The following is a 15,287-nucleotide window of genomic DNA, read 5'->3' as shown; positions in this document are numbered from 1 at the left end:
CCTCCTGATTTATCCATTTTAATTCATCATTTTCCTGCTATGCTTCTTTAAATATCTCAAATACCTTCCCCTGAAGCAAGTCTTTATCCAATTTTGCTTGCGCTTCGATAAATAAATTTCCTAAATACGTATCTATTTTATCATTAAATGCCTCATAGTTGCCTGGTTTCGGTGTAAATTCTCCAAAAATAAGTCCATCCTCGGACCTTAAAAAGTCGATTCGCATAAACGGACTGGGAATTTGACTGCTGATTCGCTCTGCCATGTCGATTTCTTCTTTGGAGACACCTTTCCCTTGAAATGCTTTATCGTCATATTTTCCGGTTTGAATGCGTTCCCCTTGTCCATCCCACCAGCAGTATGTCATCTCCGGGGTCCGGATGATTTCTAAGACAACGCCAACCTTGCCGTAAAAGCAATAAAATTTCACGTCACGTCCGGATACTTTTTTGTCGGTATCTTCCAAGATTAATTCTTCGATACGCCACGCATCCTGTGCGACTTTCTTTTCCAAAAGGTCCTTCTCCATCCGGTGCTTCAGCAGCGACCAGTTGGATAATGTCTCTCCTGTCTTTACACTTATTATATCACTAGAACCGTATACAATGTAAACGCCACGTCCTCCAGCTCCATCTGCCGGCTTGATGACGATATTTTCTTGTTCCGGCAGTGTATCGATCGTATATATCTCTTCTGGACTATGCGGTGTACGCATTCCTTGTTTTTGCATAAACCGGTAAGCTACTTGCTTATCATCCAGCGTATATTCCGGCAAGGTGCCAGCCAATTGGTACTGTCGAACCCGCATATTCATACAGGCACGATAGGAGGCAACATCCGAAAGGGACACTGGCTCTTCCGTCAACCCTGCCCGTACCATGAATTCCGAGGCATGTTCTCTTGCCCCTTCTAATACTTTCGTGAAAACACGCTGTTTAAAGGCTGTTTCTTCTTGTTGAAACTGGCGTGCCGTTGCTTCCAGGATATACCGGAAATGACGGTCTTCTAGCTTTTTCTGTTCGATGCGTTTATCTAATTCAGAAATGATTTGTCCGGTATCTTTCTTTTCTTTGATATATCGCCACAGTGTATCATAATCCAATTGCTCCTGTTCTTGCTGCGCTTCCAATAACTGTTCCTTCAGCAAAAGCTCTTCTGATTGCTTGTTCAGGAGCTGTTCTTCTAAATACGCAATATAATTGTCTTTTTCTTTCCCGGAAGGAAGGAGCTTGCGGACAGAAGCTGTTTTTTGATACGTATTGCTCTTCATGATTTTTTTGATTTGTTTATCTGTCTTGGCGATACTTGCTTTGGTATGATCCAGTTGTGCTTCTTTTTCGATAAGCTGATCAATCAATGCTTCATATGATTTATCCTCTGCCATCTTCTTGTTCTCCTTCCTCCTGTTTCTTTTCGGGAACAGTGCCGGATTTACTGTGAATCACAAAATTATCCTGCAGCATATTGATAAATGCCTGTTTTTCATTCGTCCAATTGAAAGCTGCCACAGGATAATAACGCAGACTATGGCTTTGTTCTTCAATCAGTTGTTCTCTGATTTCCGTACTTGCCGGATACCATGTTGCAGGATGCCCCAGATAACGGTGCAGCCGCATGGCAGCGCGGCGCATGCTGTATGCTGTATTGTTTTTCGCCGGCACTTGATCGATAATGACTTTGGCTGCAGGGCTCTGCAGTTCCGGCAGATAGCGCTGTTTATCCTGAAAAATCAGCGGGTTTTTAATGATGGTCAGCTGTGCTGCTGCTTTTTCGCCGTATACAAGCATGCTTACTTGTTCTCCATCGAGATGCTCTCTGACTTTCGCATGAATAAACTTGGTTTGTTTCAAATCATATATTCCGCATTGAATCAGGCCGATGGTAAGACCTATTTCCTTCAGGATATTGATTTCCTTCCATATCTCCTTGTCATAGCGTCGAAAATCAGCGATATAGACCACATCGACCTGATGCAGGGCTCCTTTTTCCAGCATCGGCTTGGGTACCGGAAAAGGGCGCGTCTGTTGCTGATAAGGAAAATAGAGACTATCTGCCTGCTGGTGCATCCGGTTATGTGCTTCCGCATATTCCTTGCGCGCTCCCATTAAAAAGCCATTATATCCAAAGGAAGAGCTGCCCGTTAACGAACCGGAAGACTGCATCGGGAAAGAAAGCGGTCCGGTTGGCACGTCTTGTACCTTCTCCGCTCCAAAGGTGAGCGCCAGCCGTTTTTTAAATTCACTGTCTGCGGCAAAGCGCACCTGATCCCAGTAGCCGACCTTTTCTAAAACAGGACGTCTGCGGAACATAATTGATGACATATTGGAAAAAATATATTTTCCCGGCATGCCTCTGCGGTATAGATATAAATCCTCTGTCAGTCTGGCATGCTCCGATGTATTGGCGATAACATCCGGATTGTTCAGCAGATGGCGTGCCTGCATTTCTATTTTTCGCGGGTGCGACCAGTCGTCTGCATCGTTAATGGTCACCAACGCTCCCGTAGCTTGATTCAGGGCAATATTTCTGGCCGCATACGGACCGGAATTGGTTTCTGTCTGCAGGAGTTGAATCCGCTCGTCCTGCTGCATCCATGCTTTGACTACCGCAGCGGTCTCGTCCGGACTGCAGTCGTCCACCACGATGATTTCCAGATTGGTCCAGGTCTGCTTTGTCAGCGACCGTAATGCAACAGAAATGCCCGATTCCGAATGGTATGCCGGGATGATAACCGTTATTTTCGGCTGTTCATCCAGCTCCTCTTTTATCTGAATCGGGTTGGTGTCCAATTGATCATAGAGATAGCCGCCTGCGATTTTCTGATTGATAAAAAGCGGCTCCAGCTGATAGGCACGGAGGACTTCATTGATCCAAAAGATGCGGTCATCCGGATTGGAGCACAGGTTAGCCAGTGCCAGTAATAAGTCCGGATGCTTATCCTGTTGAAGGGCATCTTTGATCAGCTGCATACCTTTAGAAGATTGTCCCATTATTTTATACGTTTCGGCGAGGAGGATGATAATACGACGGCGTATATCCGTATTTTGTTCTTCTTCCAACGCTATTTCTAAATAGACATGCGCTTGTGCAGCTCTATTTGGTGTCAGTTTATTGGCGAACCAAAAACCGAGTTCCCATGCTACTGCTTTGACCAAATATTTATTGTCGGAATGGTATAGCCTATCCTGCAAATCACGCAGAGCGCGTTCTTCAAAACCAAGGTCATACAAGTAATTCTTGATCGCCTTCAGCTGGTTGCTTGCGTCCTTTTGTTTATAAGCTTTACTGTATAGTTTTTTGATATTTCTCCGCCCCAGCGCATAAGAAGGAATAGCTTTTGCCAGGGAAACACTGCCTTTTTTCCAGCCTTTTGCTGTTCGTTTCAAGGTGTCTGCATACAAAAAGGCAGACTTATAGTGTCTATAAGTCTCCTTCAACGCTTCCTCTTCTTTTCTTTTTATCGCTAACTCCCCCTCTACGTGCTGGAGACGTGTGCGGAGTTCTGTTTTATTGATTGGTTGTTTCATCGTCAAGACAACTCTTTCCCCATAAACGGTTGGTATATGCCTGTTGGATATCCGTTACTGAAATAATCTGCCCGATTTCCTGTTGGATCTGTTCATTCGCCGGAAACCACACGCCCGGCTGTCCGAAATAGTTTTCCATATGCCCAGCAGCGTTGTTCAAGCTCTCTTCGTTGTCAGGTGACGCTGTCAGCACAACCTGCAGTTCATCCGTTGTCAGATGAGGCAGGTACTTCTGTTGATACTGGTAAATGGCCGGATTGATGCACACCACTTTTCGGGCAGCAATCTTTTCTCCATAAACAAGCATCTGCAGACGGTCGCCATCGATGTGCTCGCGGACCGCATCTGCTATTTTTTTCGGAAGGGTGAAATCATAAGCATTGATTTGCACCAGCCCGATTCGATGCGCCTCGGAATGGAAGCAGGTATGAAAGACGTGCCAATCCGCTTCATTCAAGGCTCGGAAATCCCCGGCAATCACAAGGTCAAACTTCCGGACACCCTCTGTCTTTTCTTCCTTAGCCGGCCACATCGGTTCCGGAACCGGGAATGGGCGGACGGTCATCGGATAAGCATAGCGAAGATGCGCTGCCTGCTGATGATGGTATTCCAATGATTCCACATACTCTTTACGTACTCCCATAAAGAAACCATTATAGCCAAATGCGGAGCTTCCTGTTAACGATGTAACGGCTTGGCGCGGCAGGGATAACGGCCCCGTTGCCACATCTGCGTAAGCCCGTATGCCAAACGCTTTTAACAAACGGCGTTTAAATTCGCCATCTGCTGCAAAACGGACGCTGTCCCAAAAACCGAGTTTCTCCATGACTGGCTGCCTGCGAAACATAATCGATGACATATTCGGGAAAATATATTTTCCAGGCGTCCCCCGACGGTAAAGTTTCATCTCTTCTGTGATCCGTGCATGTTCCGACGTATTGGCAATTACGTCTTTATTGGCTATCAGATGCTTGGCCTGTACCTCTAATTTAGAAGCATGTGACCAGTCATCGGAATCGTTCACTGTTACAAATTCGCCCGATGCTGCTTCCAGGGCAATGTTTCTGGCAATATAAGGACCGCTGTTTTGCGGTGTCTGTAATACCTTGATTCGGCTGTCTTTTTCGGCATATTCCTGTACAATCTCTAAGGTATTATCCGGGCTATGATCATCGACAATCAACAGTTCGATGTTCTGCCATGTCTGATGAAGCATTGATTCAATGGCTACCCGGATGCCATCCCCGGCATTATAGGCAGGGATAATCACAGAGATAAGCGGACCATCCGTGGTATCATCTTGTGTTTTCAGGGTATGAAGCCCGTCATACTGGCCGGTTGCATCTGTGGCAATGTTATCCAAGTTGTATAGAGAGAAAGCTTTATTCATATAAACAAATCGATCCGTGATAGCTGTTTCCAAGTTCGCTAAAGCGAGATAAATATCGGCATGCTCTCCTGTTTGTAGCGCGTCTGTTAGCACTTGGCTTGCTTCCTCTCGCCTGCCGATTGCATCGAGCAGTTCTGCTTTGATAATGGCAATGCGCCGTTGCTGGTCAGGCTGAAGTTCGCCCATTTCTGCCAGCGGCATATACTCCAGCGCAATTGCAGCGTCTTTTTCATGATATTGATTGGCATGCCAAAGTACCTTTTCCCAGGCTGCTGTTCTTTTTAAGGACGGGTCATTGGCCTCCTCGATATAGATCTCCAAATCTTCCAGCCCTTTATCGATAAAGCCCAAATCATATAAATGGTACTTTATTTGCTTCAGATGCTGTCTCTCTGCTTCTTTTTTTCCGAGCAGAACCCGTTTAATTGTATCTTTTTGCCGGGTGCTTAAGAGGTTTAAGAGCTTCTTCCGCTGCTTCTCTCCTAAAACCGAGTAGATAAACCAGTCTACTGGTTCTGCTACTATTTTTTTGATAACTCCTGCCATGATGACACCACCATTTTTTCTCTGATCCTTTATTCAACAAGCTTTAAATACTATTATATAAATGAATATTAAAAGCTACCGCTCCAGAAAAACACTACGCTTTCCGTGGGCTTGTCCTCAGCCTCCTCGATAAAGGAGACTTAGCGATTGGCAAGCCGGCAGGCGCAGACAGAGCTAAAGTCGCTCTTATGCCCCGCGGGTAAAAAAGAAGTTCGCTTTTTTCTGCAGGGTCTTCACACTACGCATTCCCACAGGAGTCTCCGTGTTTTTCTTCCGCTAATTAGTTGTTATAACCATATTTATTTACTTAACTCAATCATTGATTTTAGTATTGACTCTAAATTATAACATGTTTTAATTGAAGACTTTATTTTTGTTCTACACTCTGTACATTATTTGTTCCGGCTGGTTTGTTGGCATTTACTGTCCTTGTATTCTTCTTTACTGGCTTTTTCTGAACGCCCATTGCTTCGCGGTATTTAGCGACTGCTTCTTCTGCTGAGCCGTCGAATTTGACCTGTCCTTGTTCCATCCAGATGCCTCTGGTACATACTTTTTCTACGAATCCCATGCTATGGGAAACAATGATGACCGCTTTGGCGTGATCCATCATTTCCTGGATACGTACGCTGGCTTTTTCCTGGAAGGCGAGGTCTCCTGTAGACAAGGCCTCGTCCACAATAAATACATCCGGTTTTAAAATAGCCGCGATACTAAAGCCAAGCCGCGATTTCATTCCGGAAGAGTAATGCTTCACCGGTTTATCAATGGCTTTTCTTATCCCGGAGAATTCAATAATCTCATCGTATTTTTCATCCACGCGCTCTCGGGGAATTCCCAACAGCATCGCATTTAAATAAATATTATCGGTGCCCGTCAGTTGGGCGTTAAAGCCCGTTCCATAACCAAGCAGAGAGGAAGTCTGCCCGTTTACAGTCAGGTTTCCTTCATCAGGCTTCAATATATTGGTAATCGTTTTACAAAGCGTGCTTTTCCCGGCGCCGTTATGTCCGATAATCCCGACAACTTCGCCTTCTTTGATATCAAAATTGACATGTCTTAACGCCCAGTATTTTTCTTTTTTATTTTGAAGCTTGAAAAATACGCCGACGTCCTCCGCTTTGAGAATCGATTTATCACTGACATTGGTTTCTGTCTTGGTAACATTCAAACTGCGCTTTTGCCTGTTTTGACGTGCAACTGGCGGAACGGTCGCTTTATAATGTTCAACGACTGTTTTGGGGTCCCCAATTTCCTTGACGTAACCATTATCCAGCCAGATTAACCGGTCACAGTTTTTTTGCGCGTAACGCAAACTATGGGTGACAATGACTACCATTTTGGCGTTGGCAACCAGCTGCTTCAACTTCTCCGCTGCTTTCTGTCCAAATTTCACGTCTCCTGTATTTAATGCCTCATCCAAAATAAGAATTTCCGGCTGCAAATGCGACGCGACACTGAAACCAAGCCGTGCCTTCATCCCGCTGGAATAATATTTCATCGGCTGATCAAAAAACTGCCCGATTTCGGAGAAGGCATGAATATCTTCAATATAATCATTGATCAACTGCTTCTTAATACCAAGCATCATGCCATTTAAATAGACATTTTCTCTTCCAGTCAGTTCTTTGTTAAAGCCCATGCCAAAGGAGAAGAGCGCCGTGACATTCCCATCGACGTGCATCGTTCCTGCGTCCTTTTCTAGAATACCGGTAATAATCTTGCTCAATGTCGTTTTGCCGGCACCGTTTGAACCGATAATTCCTAAAATCTCCCCTTGGTAGCCGGTAAAGGTAATATCTTTTAACGGCCATACCTTTTCTTTTTTCTTTTGATTTTTTTTCCTTTTAAAAACGTTGGTCAGGGTAGATTTTAAATCATCTGCATGTCGGTTATCATGAAAGGATACAGCGATATTTTTCGACTTCACTACTTCTTCTTTGGACTGTTTATCGGACTGTTTATCGATTTTTTCATTATCATGATTTGACATAATAAAACCTCTTTTATAACACAATAGCTTCTCATTTTGGTACAAAAACCTGCTCCTGCATGCTGTAAAACCCTCTCCCCTTATAAAGAGAGAGGGAAATACACAGCGTGCTACGGGCATGATGAACTATAGTGCTTTAATAATCTTGTGTTCGTTCTTACTGTAATAATAAATCATGTAGACACAGATTGCTAAGCTGGCAACGAAAATGATGCCCAGCCCCAGAAAATCTGGTGCCCGATGATACATTAAAATATCACGGTAGGATGTTACCATAACCGCTATCGGGTTAATATCGACAAAGAAACTATATTCCGGCGGCAAGCGTCCGCCTTCCCAAATAATTGGGGATGCGTAGAAAAAGAGTCTTGTCACGTAACTGAGTAAGTTGTCGATGTCCCGAACAAATATGGTGGCATAGCCTAAGACAAGTCCCAGCATTAAGTGGAATGTCAGCTGTATCAGGATAAGGACTGGTAAATAAATTACATGCCAATCCGGAAACACACCATATCCTATCAGAAACCCTGCAATGACAATTAATCCAAATCCAAAGTTAAATAATTGCGTCAGTGTAAAGGATATTGGAAATATTGATTTTGGCAAATATACTTGGTTTATAATCGAACTGTATCTTAAAATCGATTTAGAAGCTGAGTTCATGCTGGTGGATACCCATCTCCAGACCACTAAACCGACGACCAGGAATAAACCAAAATTTTCTCCGCCGCGATCTAAGATAATGACGACTAAAAAGTAAAATACGAGTACGTTTAATAACGGATCGAGCAGCCACCAGAAGTAGCCGAGATAGCTGTTTCGGTGTTCTGCTTTGAGTCCGGACTTTACGAGGTAGAATAGTAAATCTTTTCTACGTAAAATCTCTTGTATATAGTTTTTCATTGTAATTTGACACCGCCTAATTGTTTCAATGCTTTCCAGTGTGGACATGTTGTGGTTGTCCTAACGGGAAAGGGCTTTTTTCATCGTTTCTTTGTCAGGTTCCTTATTAGAAGGTTTCCTGAGCATGGTTGCTATTATACACTAAAATAATGTTGTTGATTAAAATGGTATAAGTGGCATTACATTGTTTCGTTTATACTGTTTGTGTGATTGTGTTAAAAGTTATTTAGCTTTCTGGCAACCGCTACGGAAAAACACTACGCTTTCCGTGGGCTTGTCCTCAGCCTCCTCGAAAAAAGAAGTTCACTTTTTTCTGCGGGGTCTTCACACTACGCTTTCCCACAGGAGTCTCCGTGTTTTTCCTCCGCTACTTACAGCATTTAACTTTTTTATTGCAAAACAAAATTATAATTTAATAATCAGTTCTCATCAACAAAATTAATGGTTGGCAAATTTATTTAAATTCAATAATCGCTACAGCTCCAAAATTCCGCCCGCAGATATTACCTACCACCTACACTCCATTTTAGTACCCTGACAACATTGCTGTAACTACTTATATTAACCAAAACTATTTGCTAAAGGTTTCGTTGTTGTTTACTTATTATAAATGTTATTTCTTCTCTACTTCTTCGCATTCCATTTTAGTAAGTCCTTTAGGGAACGGGTTACGTAATGGGTGAAGTAGTATAGGGTTTGGGGAAGGGGTTGTTGTTCTACTTCCCGGAATACGTACCAGTTTCGTTTTGCTGCTTGCCATTTGTTGCTGGAAATGGAGTTGCCTACTAGTCGATATCTGGCCAGTACTTCTGGAAGGCCGTATGCAAAGTAGCCGGCTTTTGTAATTTCCAGCCAGAAGGCATAGTCTTGTCTGGTACGGATATTTACCATGCGCCGTTCGCCAATTCTTTCACGGTCCAGCATTACCGTCAAGCACCCTATAACGCAGCGCTTCATGAGGTCTTCATACATCACGGTTGCTGGTGCTGTGCTGATTGCACCGGTATCTGTGCCGTCTTCATTCATGCGCACATATTGTGTGAAGGAAAAGGCGGCTCCGTTATCCTGCATAAAGGCGAGCTGTTTCTCCAATTTTTCGGGCAGCCATAAATCATCGCTGTCCAAAAAGGCAAAATAGCGTCCTTTTGCCTGATCCATTGCTGTATTGCGCGAGATGGCCGAACCTTGATTTTCTGTTAATACGGTTAAATGAATGCGATTATCTTCTTCGGCATAGCTTTTCACTATTTCTGCCGTCCGGTCTGTCGAGCAATCATCAACAATGTTCATTTCCCAATCCGTAAAAGTTTGTGCCTGCACCGATTCAATCGTTTCGGCAATAAATCTTTCGGAATTATAGGTTGGCGTAATGACAGAGATGATTGGTTTTTTGTCTCTCAAACTGTTCACCCACTTTATCTCGTCCTATTTATTCAATAAACGCTGATAGATATTTATCAGTTTCTTTTCTTCTGTGCCCCAGTTCAGTTGTTCCTGAACGGCTTTTTTACCGTTTTCGCCCATTCTCTTTGCGGCCTCTGGATGATTTCTTATATCGTCCAGTGCATGTTTAATCTCCTGGTCATTATGCGGGTCAACCGTGATGCCGCATTGATACTGGTCGATAAAATTCTTCCAGACCGGGAAATTGGAGCAGATAATTGGAATACCGGCATTCATATACTCAAAGAACTTGGTTAATTCTTTCTTCATATAATGCTCCGTTTCCGGAAAAATCGCAACCCCTGCCAGCCAATTATGGTTCAGGTAAGCTTGTTCAATTTCTTCTTTAGGAATGTATTGGTCCACCCCTTTAATATGAATCCGGTCTGACTGATCCCCGGCAATGCGGTAAATTTCGTCTGCAAACTCCGTGGAGCATTTCCCAATATAATGCATAGCGATGTTATCATCTATTAACGGCAGTTTGGCATGCAAAAACGCACCGCGCACATCAGTTACATTCCCTGTATAAATGACTTTATCTTCGGTTTCCCCTTTACGTTGGTGCTCTAAAAAGGCCGTGTTTACCATCGGATAATTTAAAACGCAGTCACCGTTTGGATAGATATCCTTATAATACTTTTCTGCAAGGACCAATTCCATCTTTTTAGTAAAAAACTGTTCCATTTTCTTATATACTTTCGCAACAAGTTTACGGACCGGTTTTGGTAAATACTCTTTTTGCAACATGCTTGTGATGTAGTCTTCATGAATATCATAAATCACATGATTCCGGTTCTTTTTGAGCAGCCATGCAACTGGCAGCAGTTCCGGATCATGAAAATGATAGACATCGGCATTTAATTTCTTCGCCTGTTTATAAAGCATCCAGGCGCCTTTGGTCATCCGGTCCCATCTGCTTGTATAATCTTTGATGGGAATATGCTTGATGCCGCTCTCTTTGTCGACACCTGCTTCTGTTTCTTTGGCAATTAAGTATACATCGAATCCAGCTTTTTTTAATGATTTACATTCCTTATGATAAATTCTCGGATCATGAGGGTGATGTACTGTCGTTAAATGAACAACACGTTTTCCTTCATTCATTGCAGCTGTCCTCTCTATTTTGTTATTCCTTGTTATTGATCAATCGTTTGATTAAAGAGCATTTCATATTCTTTAACAATCTTCTCTGCACGAAAGGATGCTGCTCTTTCCCATCCCTTTTCCGTGACTTGGGTTCTTTTTTCATTATCCCAGTTTAAAACATCTTCCATTTGTACAGCAAGTGCCTCTGCATCTCCTACTGGTGTCATTACACCGTATCTGCCATTGTCCAGAACTTCGGCTGCGCCAGGCCTGGCATCGGTGGAGATAATCGGAACTCTGGTCGCAAGTGCCTCTGTCAGCACATGCCCGAACCCTTCTCTTTTGGAGGATAATACAAAAATATCCGCGTTATGAAAGTAAACATATGGATTTTCCTGAAAGCCTGCAAAATATACAGCGTGCTCCAGATTCTCTGCTTTGACTTGGTTTTTCAGCTTCTCTTCCAGTTCTCCTTCACCGAGAATGATGAGCTTAGCTGCGATGTTTTCACGTAATATTGCAAAAGCACGAATCAACGTCGCCTGATCTTTATCATCTACCAGACGTCCTGCTGTAATAATTACTTTTTCATTCGGGTTATCAAATTTAGATTGATGTTCCTCGGCAATTTCACCTTGCTTCATCAAGGATTCTATATTTTCCATATCGACCGGGTTATAAATAACCTCTACTTTTTTCGGATTTACTTTGTAGTTTTGAATGATATTCTGCCGCACCCCTTCTGAAAGGGCAACGACTTTTTTCGAAAATCGGTAGGCCAATCCATATAATTTCAGGTTCGCATTAAATGTTCCTTCTGTTCCTAATAACGCTGCTTCCCGGACAATATTTTTTGCTTTGTGACCGGACAGCAGTCTTGCTGCAATCGCAATGAGGTTATAGTTAGGGATGGTACTGAAGACGATATCGGGCTTTTCCTTTTTGATTATTTTAGAAAAAGGGATAATTCCCGAACGCAATCTTCTGGTCGGCAGTTTGATAAAAGTAATTTCTTCTTTTAAGTATTTTTCATAATCCCCTTCATAATTCAAGGTGATCAATGTCGGTTCAAACTCGTCTAAATCCATGTTATTTAACAGATTCAGCATCGTTCGCGCCGCACCGCCAGACCCCAACTGATATATAAAGAAAAATATTTTTTTCTTTTCCCCCATGTTTTTCATTCCTCTTCAAAGTAATTTGTCGATATTTTACCCAGAAGCATTATAACATAGGGGTACCGATAAATAAATTTTCGACAGTGAATATTTTGTAAAAAAAGGCTTGATAGCAGTTGATAAGCCATAAAAAATGAAACAAAGGGATGACAGGCTTTGTTTCATTTTTTATTTTAGATGAATAACATGCATAAAATACACCTTATAAGGGTATAGTTATATAGAACCCTTATTAAAAACGCATGCTTGCTCGCAAGAATAATATTTCTTGACTCAACGTATTGAATACTATTATAATAAGGGTGTAAAAAATTATTGTGCGATTTTCGCTTCAAGGGCGAATAAAAAAAGTTGGGGTGGTTCCCAGCTTTTTTTTTGAAAAAACGCCCTCTATAATATAGAGGACGGAAAAATTTTTTTATTTACGACAAGTACAACTTAAGGAGAACAGCTATATCTTTTATAAGGGTGGTTAATCCTTTGATAACAACCGTTCCTTTTTGTTGTCTTTCTCGCTTTCTTTTTACTGTGCGACTTTCTTTTTGCCCCAAGGGAGTCACCTCCTTTCAGTTGGCTAGTGCCAACTTGGGGAAGTTTTTGGTTGCATAAGATACGTGCTTGCCCGCCTTATGCTCTTAATAAGTCTACCACAAAATATAAATTCCCACTATTCAAAAAAACACATTCTTCCTTCTTATTTTAAATTTCTGAATATAGTTTTGGATACTTCTTTTTTAACTATATATTTTGCAGGTACAAAAAAGAATGCAAACTATTATCCAGCCTGCATTCTCTCCTTCCTATTCTTCTTTCTTTATTTTCGTTTTCATATACGCCATCACACTATCTTTCAAATCAGCTCTATCCAGCGCAAAATCAATGGTTGCTTGTATAAAACCAAACTTGTTCCCCACATCATACCGTCTGCCCTCAAAATTGTAAGCAACAACTTCCTGCTTCCGGTTCAGCTCTTTTAGCGCATCTGTCAGCTGAATTTCATTATCCTTTCCAGGCGGGAGCGTTTGTAAGATAGAGAAGATTTCCGGCGTTAAAATATATCTTCCCATAATCGCCAAGTTTGACGGCGCTTCTCCTGCTGCCGGTTTTTCTACAAAATCATGAACAAAGCGTGTTCTCTCTGATGTCTCTTCTTTATTTTCCGGGTCAATGACACCGTATTTCGAGATATTTTCCCAAGGAACAGAATGAGCTCCAATCACAGCTGTATGATATTCTTCGTAAACATCAATCAGCTGCTTCAGGCATGGCTTTTCCGATACAACAATATCATCCCCAAGCAAGACAGCGAAGGGTTCATTGCCGATAAATGCACTGGCACAGCCAATAGCATGCCCAAGTCCAAGCGGCTCTTTTTGACGGATATAGTGAATGTTCGCCAGCCCGGAGATACTTCTGACTTCTTCCAATGTCTCCAGGTCCTGTTTCTGCTCCAGTTTTTCTTCTAATTCATAGGATTTATCAAAATGATCTTCAATCGCACGTTTGCCTCTTCCGGAAATAATAATGACGTCCTCTATTCCAGAGGCTGCTGCTTCCTCTACAATATATTGAATCGTCGGTTTATCGACAATGGGAAGCATTTCCTTTGGCTGGGCTTTCGTTGCCGGTAAAAATCTCGTGCCCAGACCCGCAGCTGGAATAATGGCTTTTTTTACTGTCATCCCGTTCACCTCCAGTGTGTTTTTGTTGATCCTTCATTAGGTTTATCTACCATTTACTATACATCTAAAATGAATAATTGTATAATATGGATGGAGTAAGATTTTTTTATGATATATCCTATGTAAGGTATGAACGATGATGTAACCAGCAATATGTTGCATGAATTTATATAAAAAGGCAGGCTAGACAAATGAATCTATTTCAGCAAATTCAAGATAGACAAGCCAAGGTTTCTGTTATTGGTCTCGGTTATGTAGGACTGCCCCTCGCAGTAGAATTAGCAAAAAAATATGATGTGGTCGGTTTTGACCTAAACGAAGCAAAAGTAGCACAATATCGAAAAGGAATCGATGTCACCGATGAAGTCGGCGACGAAGCATTAAAAGATACAAGTTTAACATTCACAAGCGCACCCAGCGATATCAGTGATTGTACTTTTCATATCGTTGCTGTGCCGACACCGATTAACTCGGATAAAACACCGAATTTACAACCGGTTATTTCAGCCAGCGAAACAGTAGGACAGCATCTTTCCAAAGGTTCTATTGTTGTCTATGAGTCAACTGTATACCCAGGAACAACGGAAGAAGTCTGCATTCCTATTTTAGAGGATAACTCGCAACTCGAATTCGGTAAAGACTTTAAAGTCGGTTATTCGCCGGAACGAATTAATCCTGGCGATAAGGTAAATACCCTTGTAACGATTCAAAAAATCGTGTCTGGATCAGACAACGAAGCATTACAAGAAATTTCCGCTTTATATGGTTCTATTATTCAAGCTGGTATCTTTGAAGCGAAATCGATTAAAGTGGCGGAAGCAGCCAAGGTCATTGAGAATTCGCAGCGGGATATTAACATTGCTTTTATGAATGAACTTTCCATAGTCTTCAATAAGATGGAGATCGATACCAATGATGTACTGGAAGCAGCTGGTACGAAATGGAACTTCTTGAAGTTCACGCCAGGTCTTGTCGGCGGACATTGTATCGGAGTGGATCCGTACTATTTCACCTATCGGGCAGAGCAGCTCGGTTATCATTCACAAATTATTTTAGCCGGCAGAAAAATCAATGATGACATGGGCAGATATATTGCCAGCAGCATCATCAAGAAAATGATTAAATCCAAACTGCAGGTTGACGGCGCACGTGTTGCCATTCTTGGACTGACTTTCAAAGAAAATGTTGCGGATGTGCGTAATACCAAGGTCAATGACATTGTGGATGAGTTAACCGAATATGGTGTGAATGTGCTTGTACATGATCCCAAAGCAGAGCCGGAAGAAGTCAAAGAAGTGTTCGGATTTGATTTGGTTTCAGACGAGGAATTAACCGATTTGGATGCAGTTGTTTTAGCGGTACCGCACCGCGAATACAGCGAATATGATCCAAGCGACTATCTGCCAATGTACCGAACGGAAGATAAAGTATTTGTCGATATTAAGGGTGCTTACGGCAGAGAAGCTTTAGAAGCAGAAGGGTTCCAATACTGGAGCTTATAAAAGATATATAGCGCTAATTCCATTCAAAAAGCAG

At 42.3% G+C, this 15,287-nt stretch carries 11 protein-coding genes; 1 reads left to right on the top strand and 10 read right to left on the bottom strand.

What is annotated here, in order from left to right; genetic code table 11:
* Nucleotides 1–37 precede the first annotated feature (37 nt).
* The 10 genes from B7E05_RS03270 to galU form a co-directional block, all read right to left on the bottom strand.
* A complete protein-coding gene (locus B7E05_RS03270; RefSeq protein ID WP_080872490.1) occupies nucleotides 38–1,384 on the bottom strand; it encodes an ATP-grasp fold amidoligase family protein in 1,347 nt (448 codons plus the stop codon).
* The gene (locus B7E05_RS03265; RefSeq protein WP_080872488.1) at nucleotides 1,371–3,527 is read right to left on the bottom strand and encodes a glycosyltransferase family 2 protein; all 2,157 of its coding nucleotides are present in this window, start codon (nucleotides 3,525–3,527) and stop codon (nucleotides 1,371–1,373) included. The genes B7E05_RS03270 and B7E05_RS03265 overlap by 14 nt, the downstream gene beginning before the upstream one ends.
* The gene (locus B7E05_RS03260) at nucleotides 3,508–5,463 is read right to left on the bottom strand and encodes a glycosyltransferase family 2 protein (RefSeq protein ID WP_080872487.1); all 1,956 of its coding nucleotides are present in this window, start codon (nucleotides 5,461–5,463) and stop codon (nucleotides 3,508–3,510) included. The genes B7E05_RS03265 and B7E05_RS03260 overlap by 20 nt, the downstream gene beginning before the upstream one ends.
* Before the next feature lie 367 nt (nucleotides 5,464–5,830).
* Nucleotides 5,831–7,456: an ABC transporter ATP-binding protein gene (locus B7E05_RS03255; RefSeq protein WP_080872485.1), complete on the bottom strand. Its 1,626-nt coding sequence runs from the start codon at nucleotides 7,454–7,456 to the stop codon at nucleotides 5,831–5,833.
* A 126-nt stretch (nucleotides 7,457–7,582) separates the two neighbouring features.
* The gene (locus tag B7E05_RS03250; RefSeq protein ID WP_080872484.1) at nucleotides 7,583–8,359 is read right to left on the bottom strand and encodes an ABC transporter permease; all 777 of its coding nucleotides are present in this window, start codon (nucleotides 8,357–8,359) and stop codon (nucleotides 7,583–7,585) included.
* A 624-nt stretch (nucleotides 8,360–8,983) separates the two neighbouring features.
* A complete protein-coding gene (locus B7E05_RS03245; RefSeq protein WP_245832934.1) occupies nucleotides 8,984–9,760 on the bottom strand; it encodes a glycosyltransferase family 2 protein in 777 nt (258 codons plus the stop codon).
* Between the two features lie 24 nt (nucleotides 9,761–9,784).
* The gene (locus B7E05_RS03240; RefSeq protein ID WP_080872480.1) at nucleotides 9,785–10,909 is read right to left on the bottom strand and encodes a glycosyltransferase; all 1,125 of its coding nucleotides are present in this window, start codon (nucleotides 10,907–10,909) and stop codon (nucleotides 9,785–9,787) included.
* Nucleotides 10,910–10,941: 32 nt separating this feature from the next.
* Nucleotides 10,942–12,066: a glycosyltransferase gene (locus B7E05_RS03235; protein ID WP_080872478.1), complete on the bottom strand. Its 1,125-nt coding sequence runs from the start codon at nucleotides 12,064–12,066 to the stop codon at nucleotides 10,942–10,944.
* Nucleotides 12,067–12,491: 425 nt separating this feature from the next.
* Complete coding sequence (locus B7E05_RS22495) at nucleotides 12,492–12,620, bottom strand: hypothetical protein (protein ID WP_281252429.1); 129 nt, start codon at nucleotides 12,618–12,620, stop codon at nucleotides 12,492–12,494.
* Between the two features lie 249 nt (nucleotides 12,621–12,869).
* A complete protein-coding gene (galU, locus tag B7E05_RS03230) occupies nucleotides 12,870–13,751 on the bottom strand; it encodes a UTP--glucose-1-phosphate uridylyltransferase GalU (RefSeq protein WP_080872476.1) in 882 nt (293 codons plus the stop codon).
* Nucleotides 13,752–13,942: 191 nt separating this feature from the next.
* Between galU and B7E05_RS03225 the strand changes: the two genes are divergently transcribed.
* Nucleotides 13,943–15,253: a nucleotide sugar dehydrogenase gene (locus tag B7E05_RS03225; protein ID WP_080872475.1), complete on the top strand. Its 1,311-nt coding sequence runs from the start codon at nucleotides 13,943–13,945 to the stop codon at nucleotides 15,251–15,253.
* Nucleotides 15,254–15,287 lie beyond the last annotated feature (34 nt).

Origin of the sequence: Oceanobacillus timonensis (assembly GCF_900166635.1) — a bacterium.
Lineage (GTDB): Bacteria > Bacillota > Bacilli > Bacillales > Amphibacillaceae > Oceanobacillus > Oceanobacillus timonensis.
Note: the sequence above shows the minus strand (reverse complement) of the source record. Positions and strands in the feature narration are given on the sequence as shown.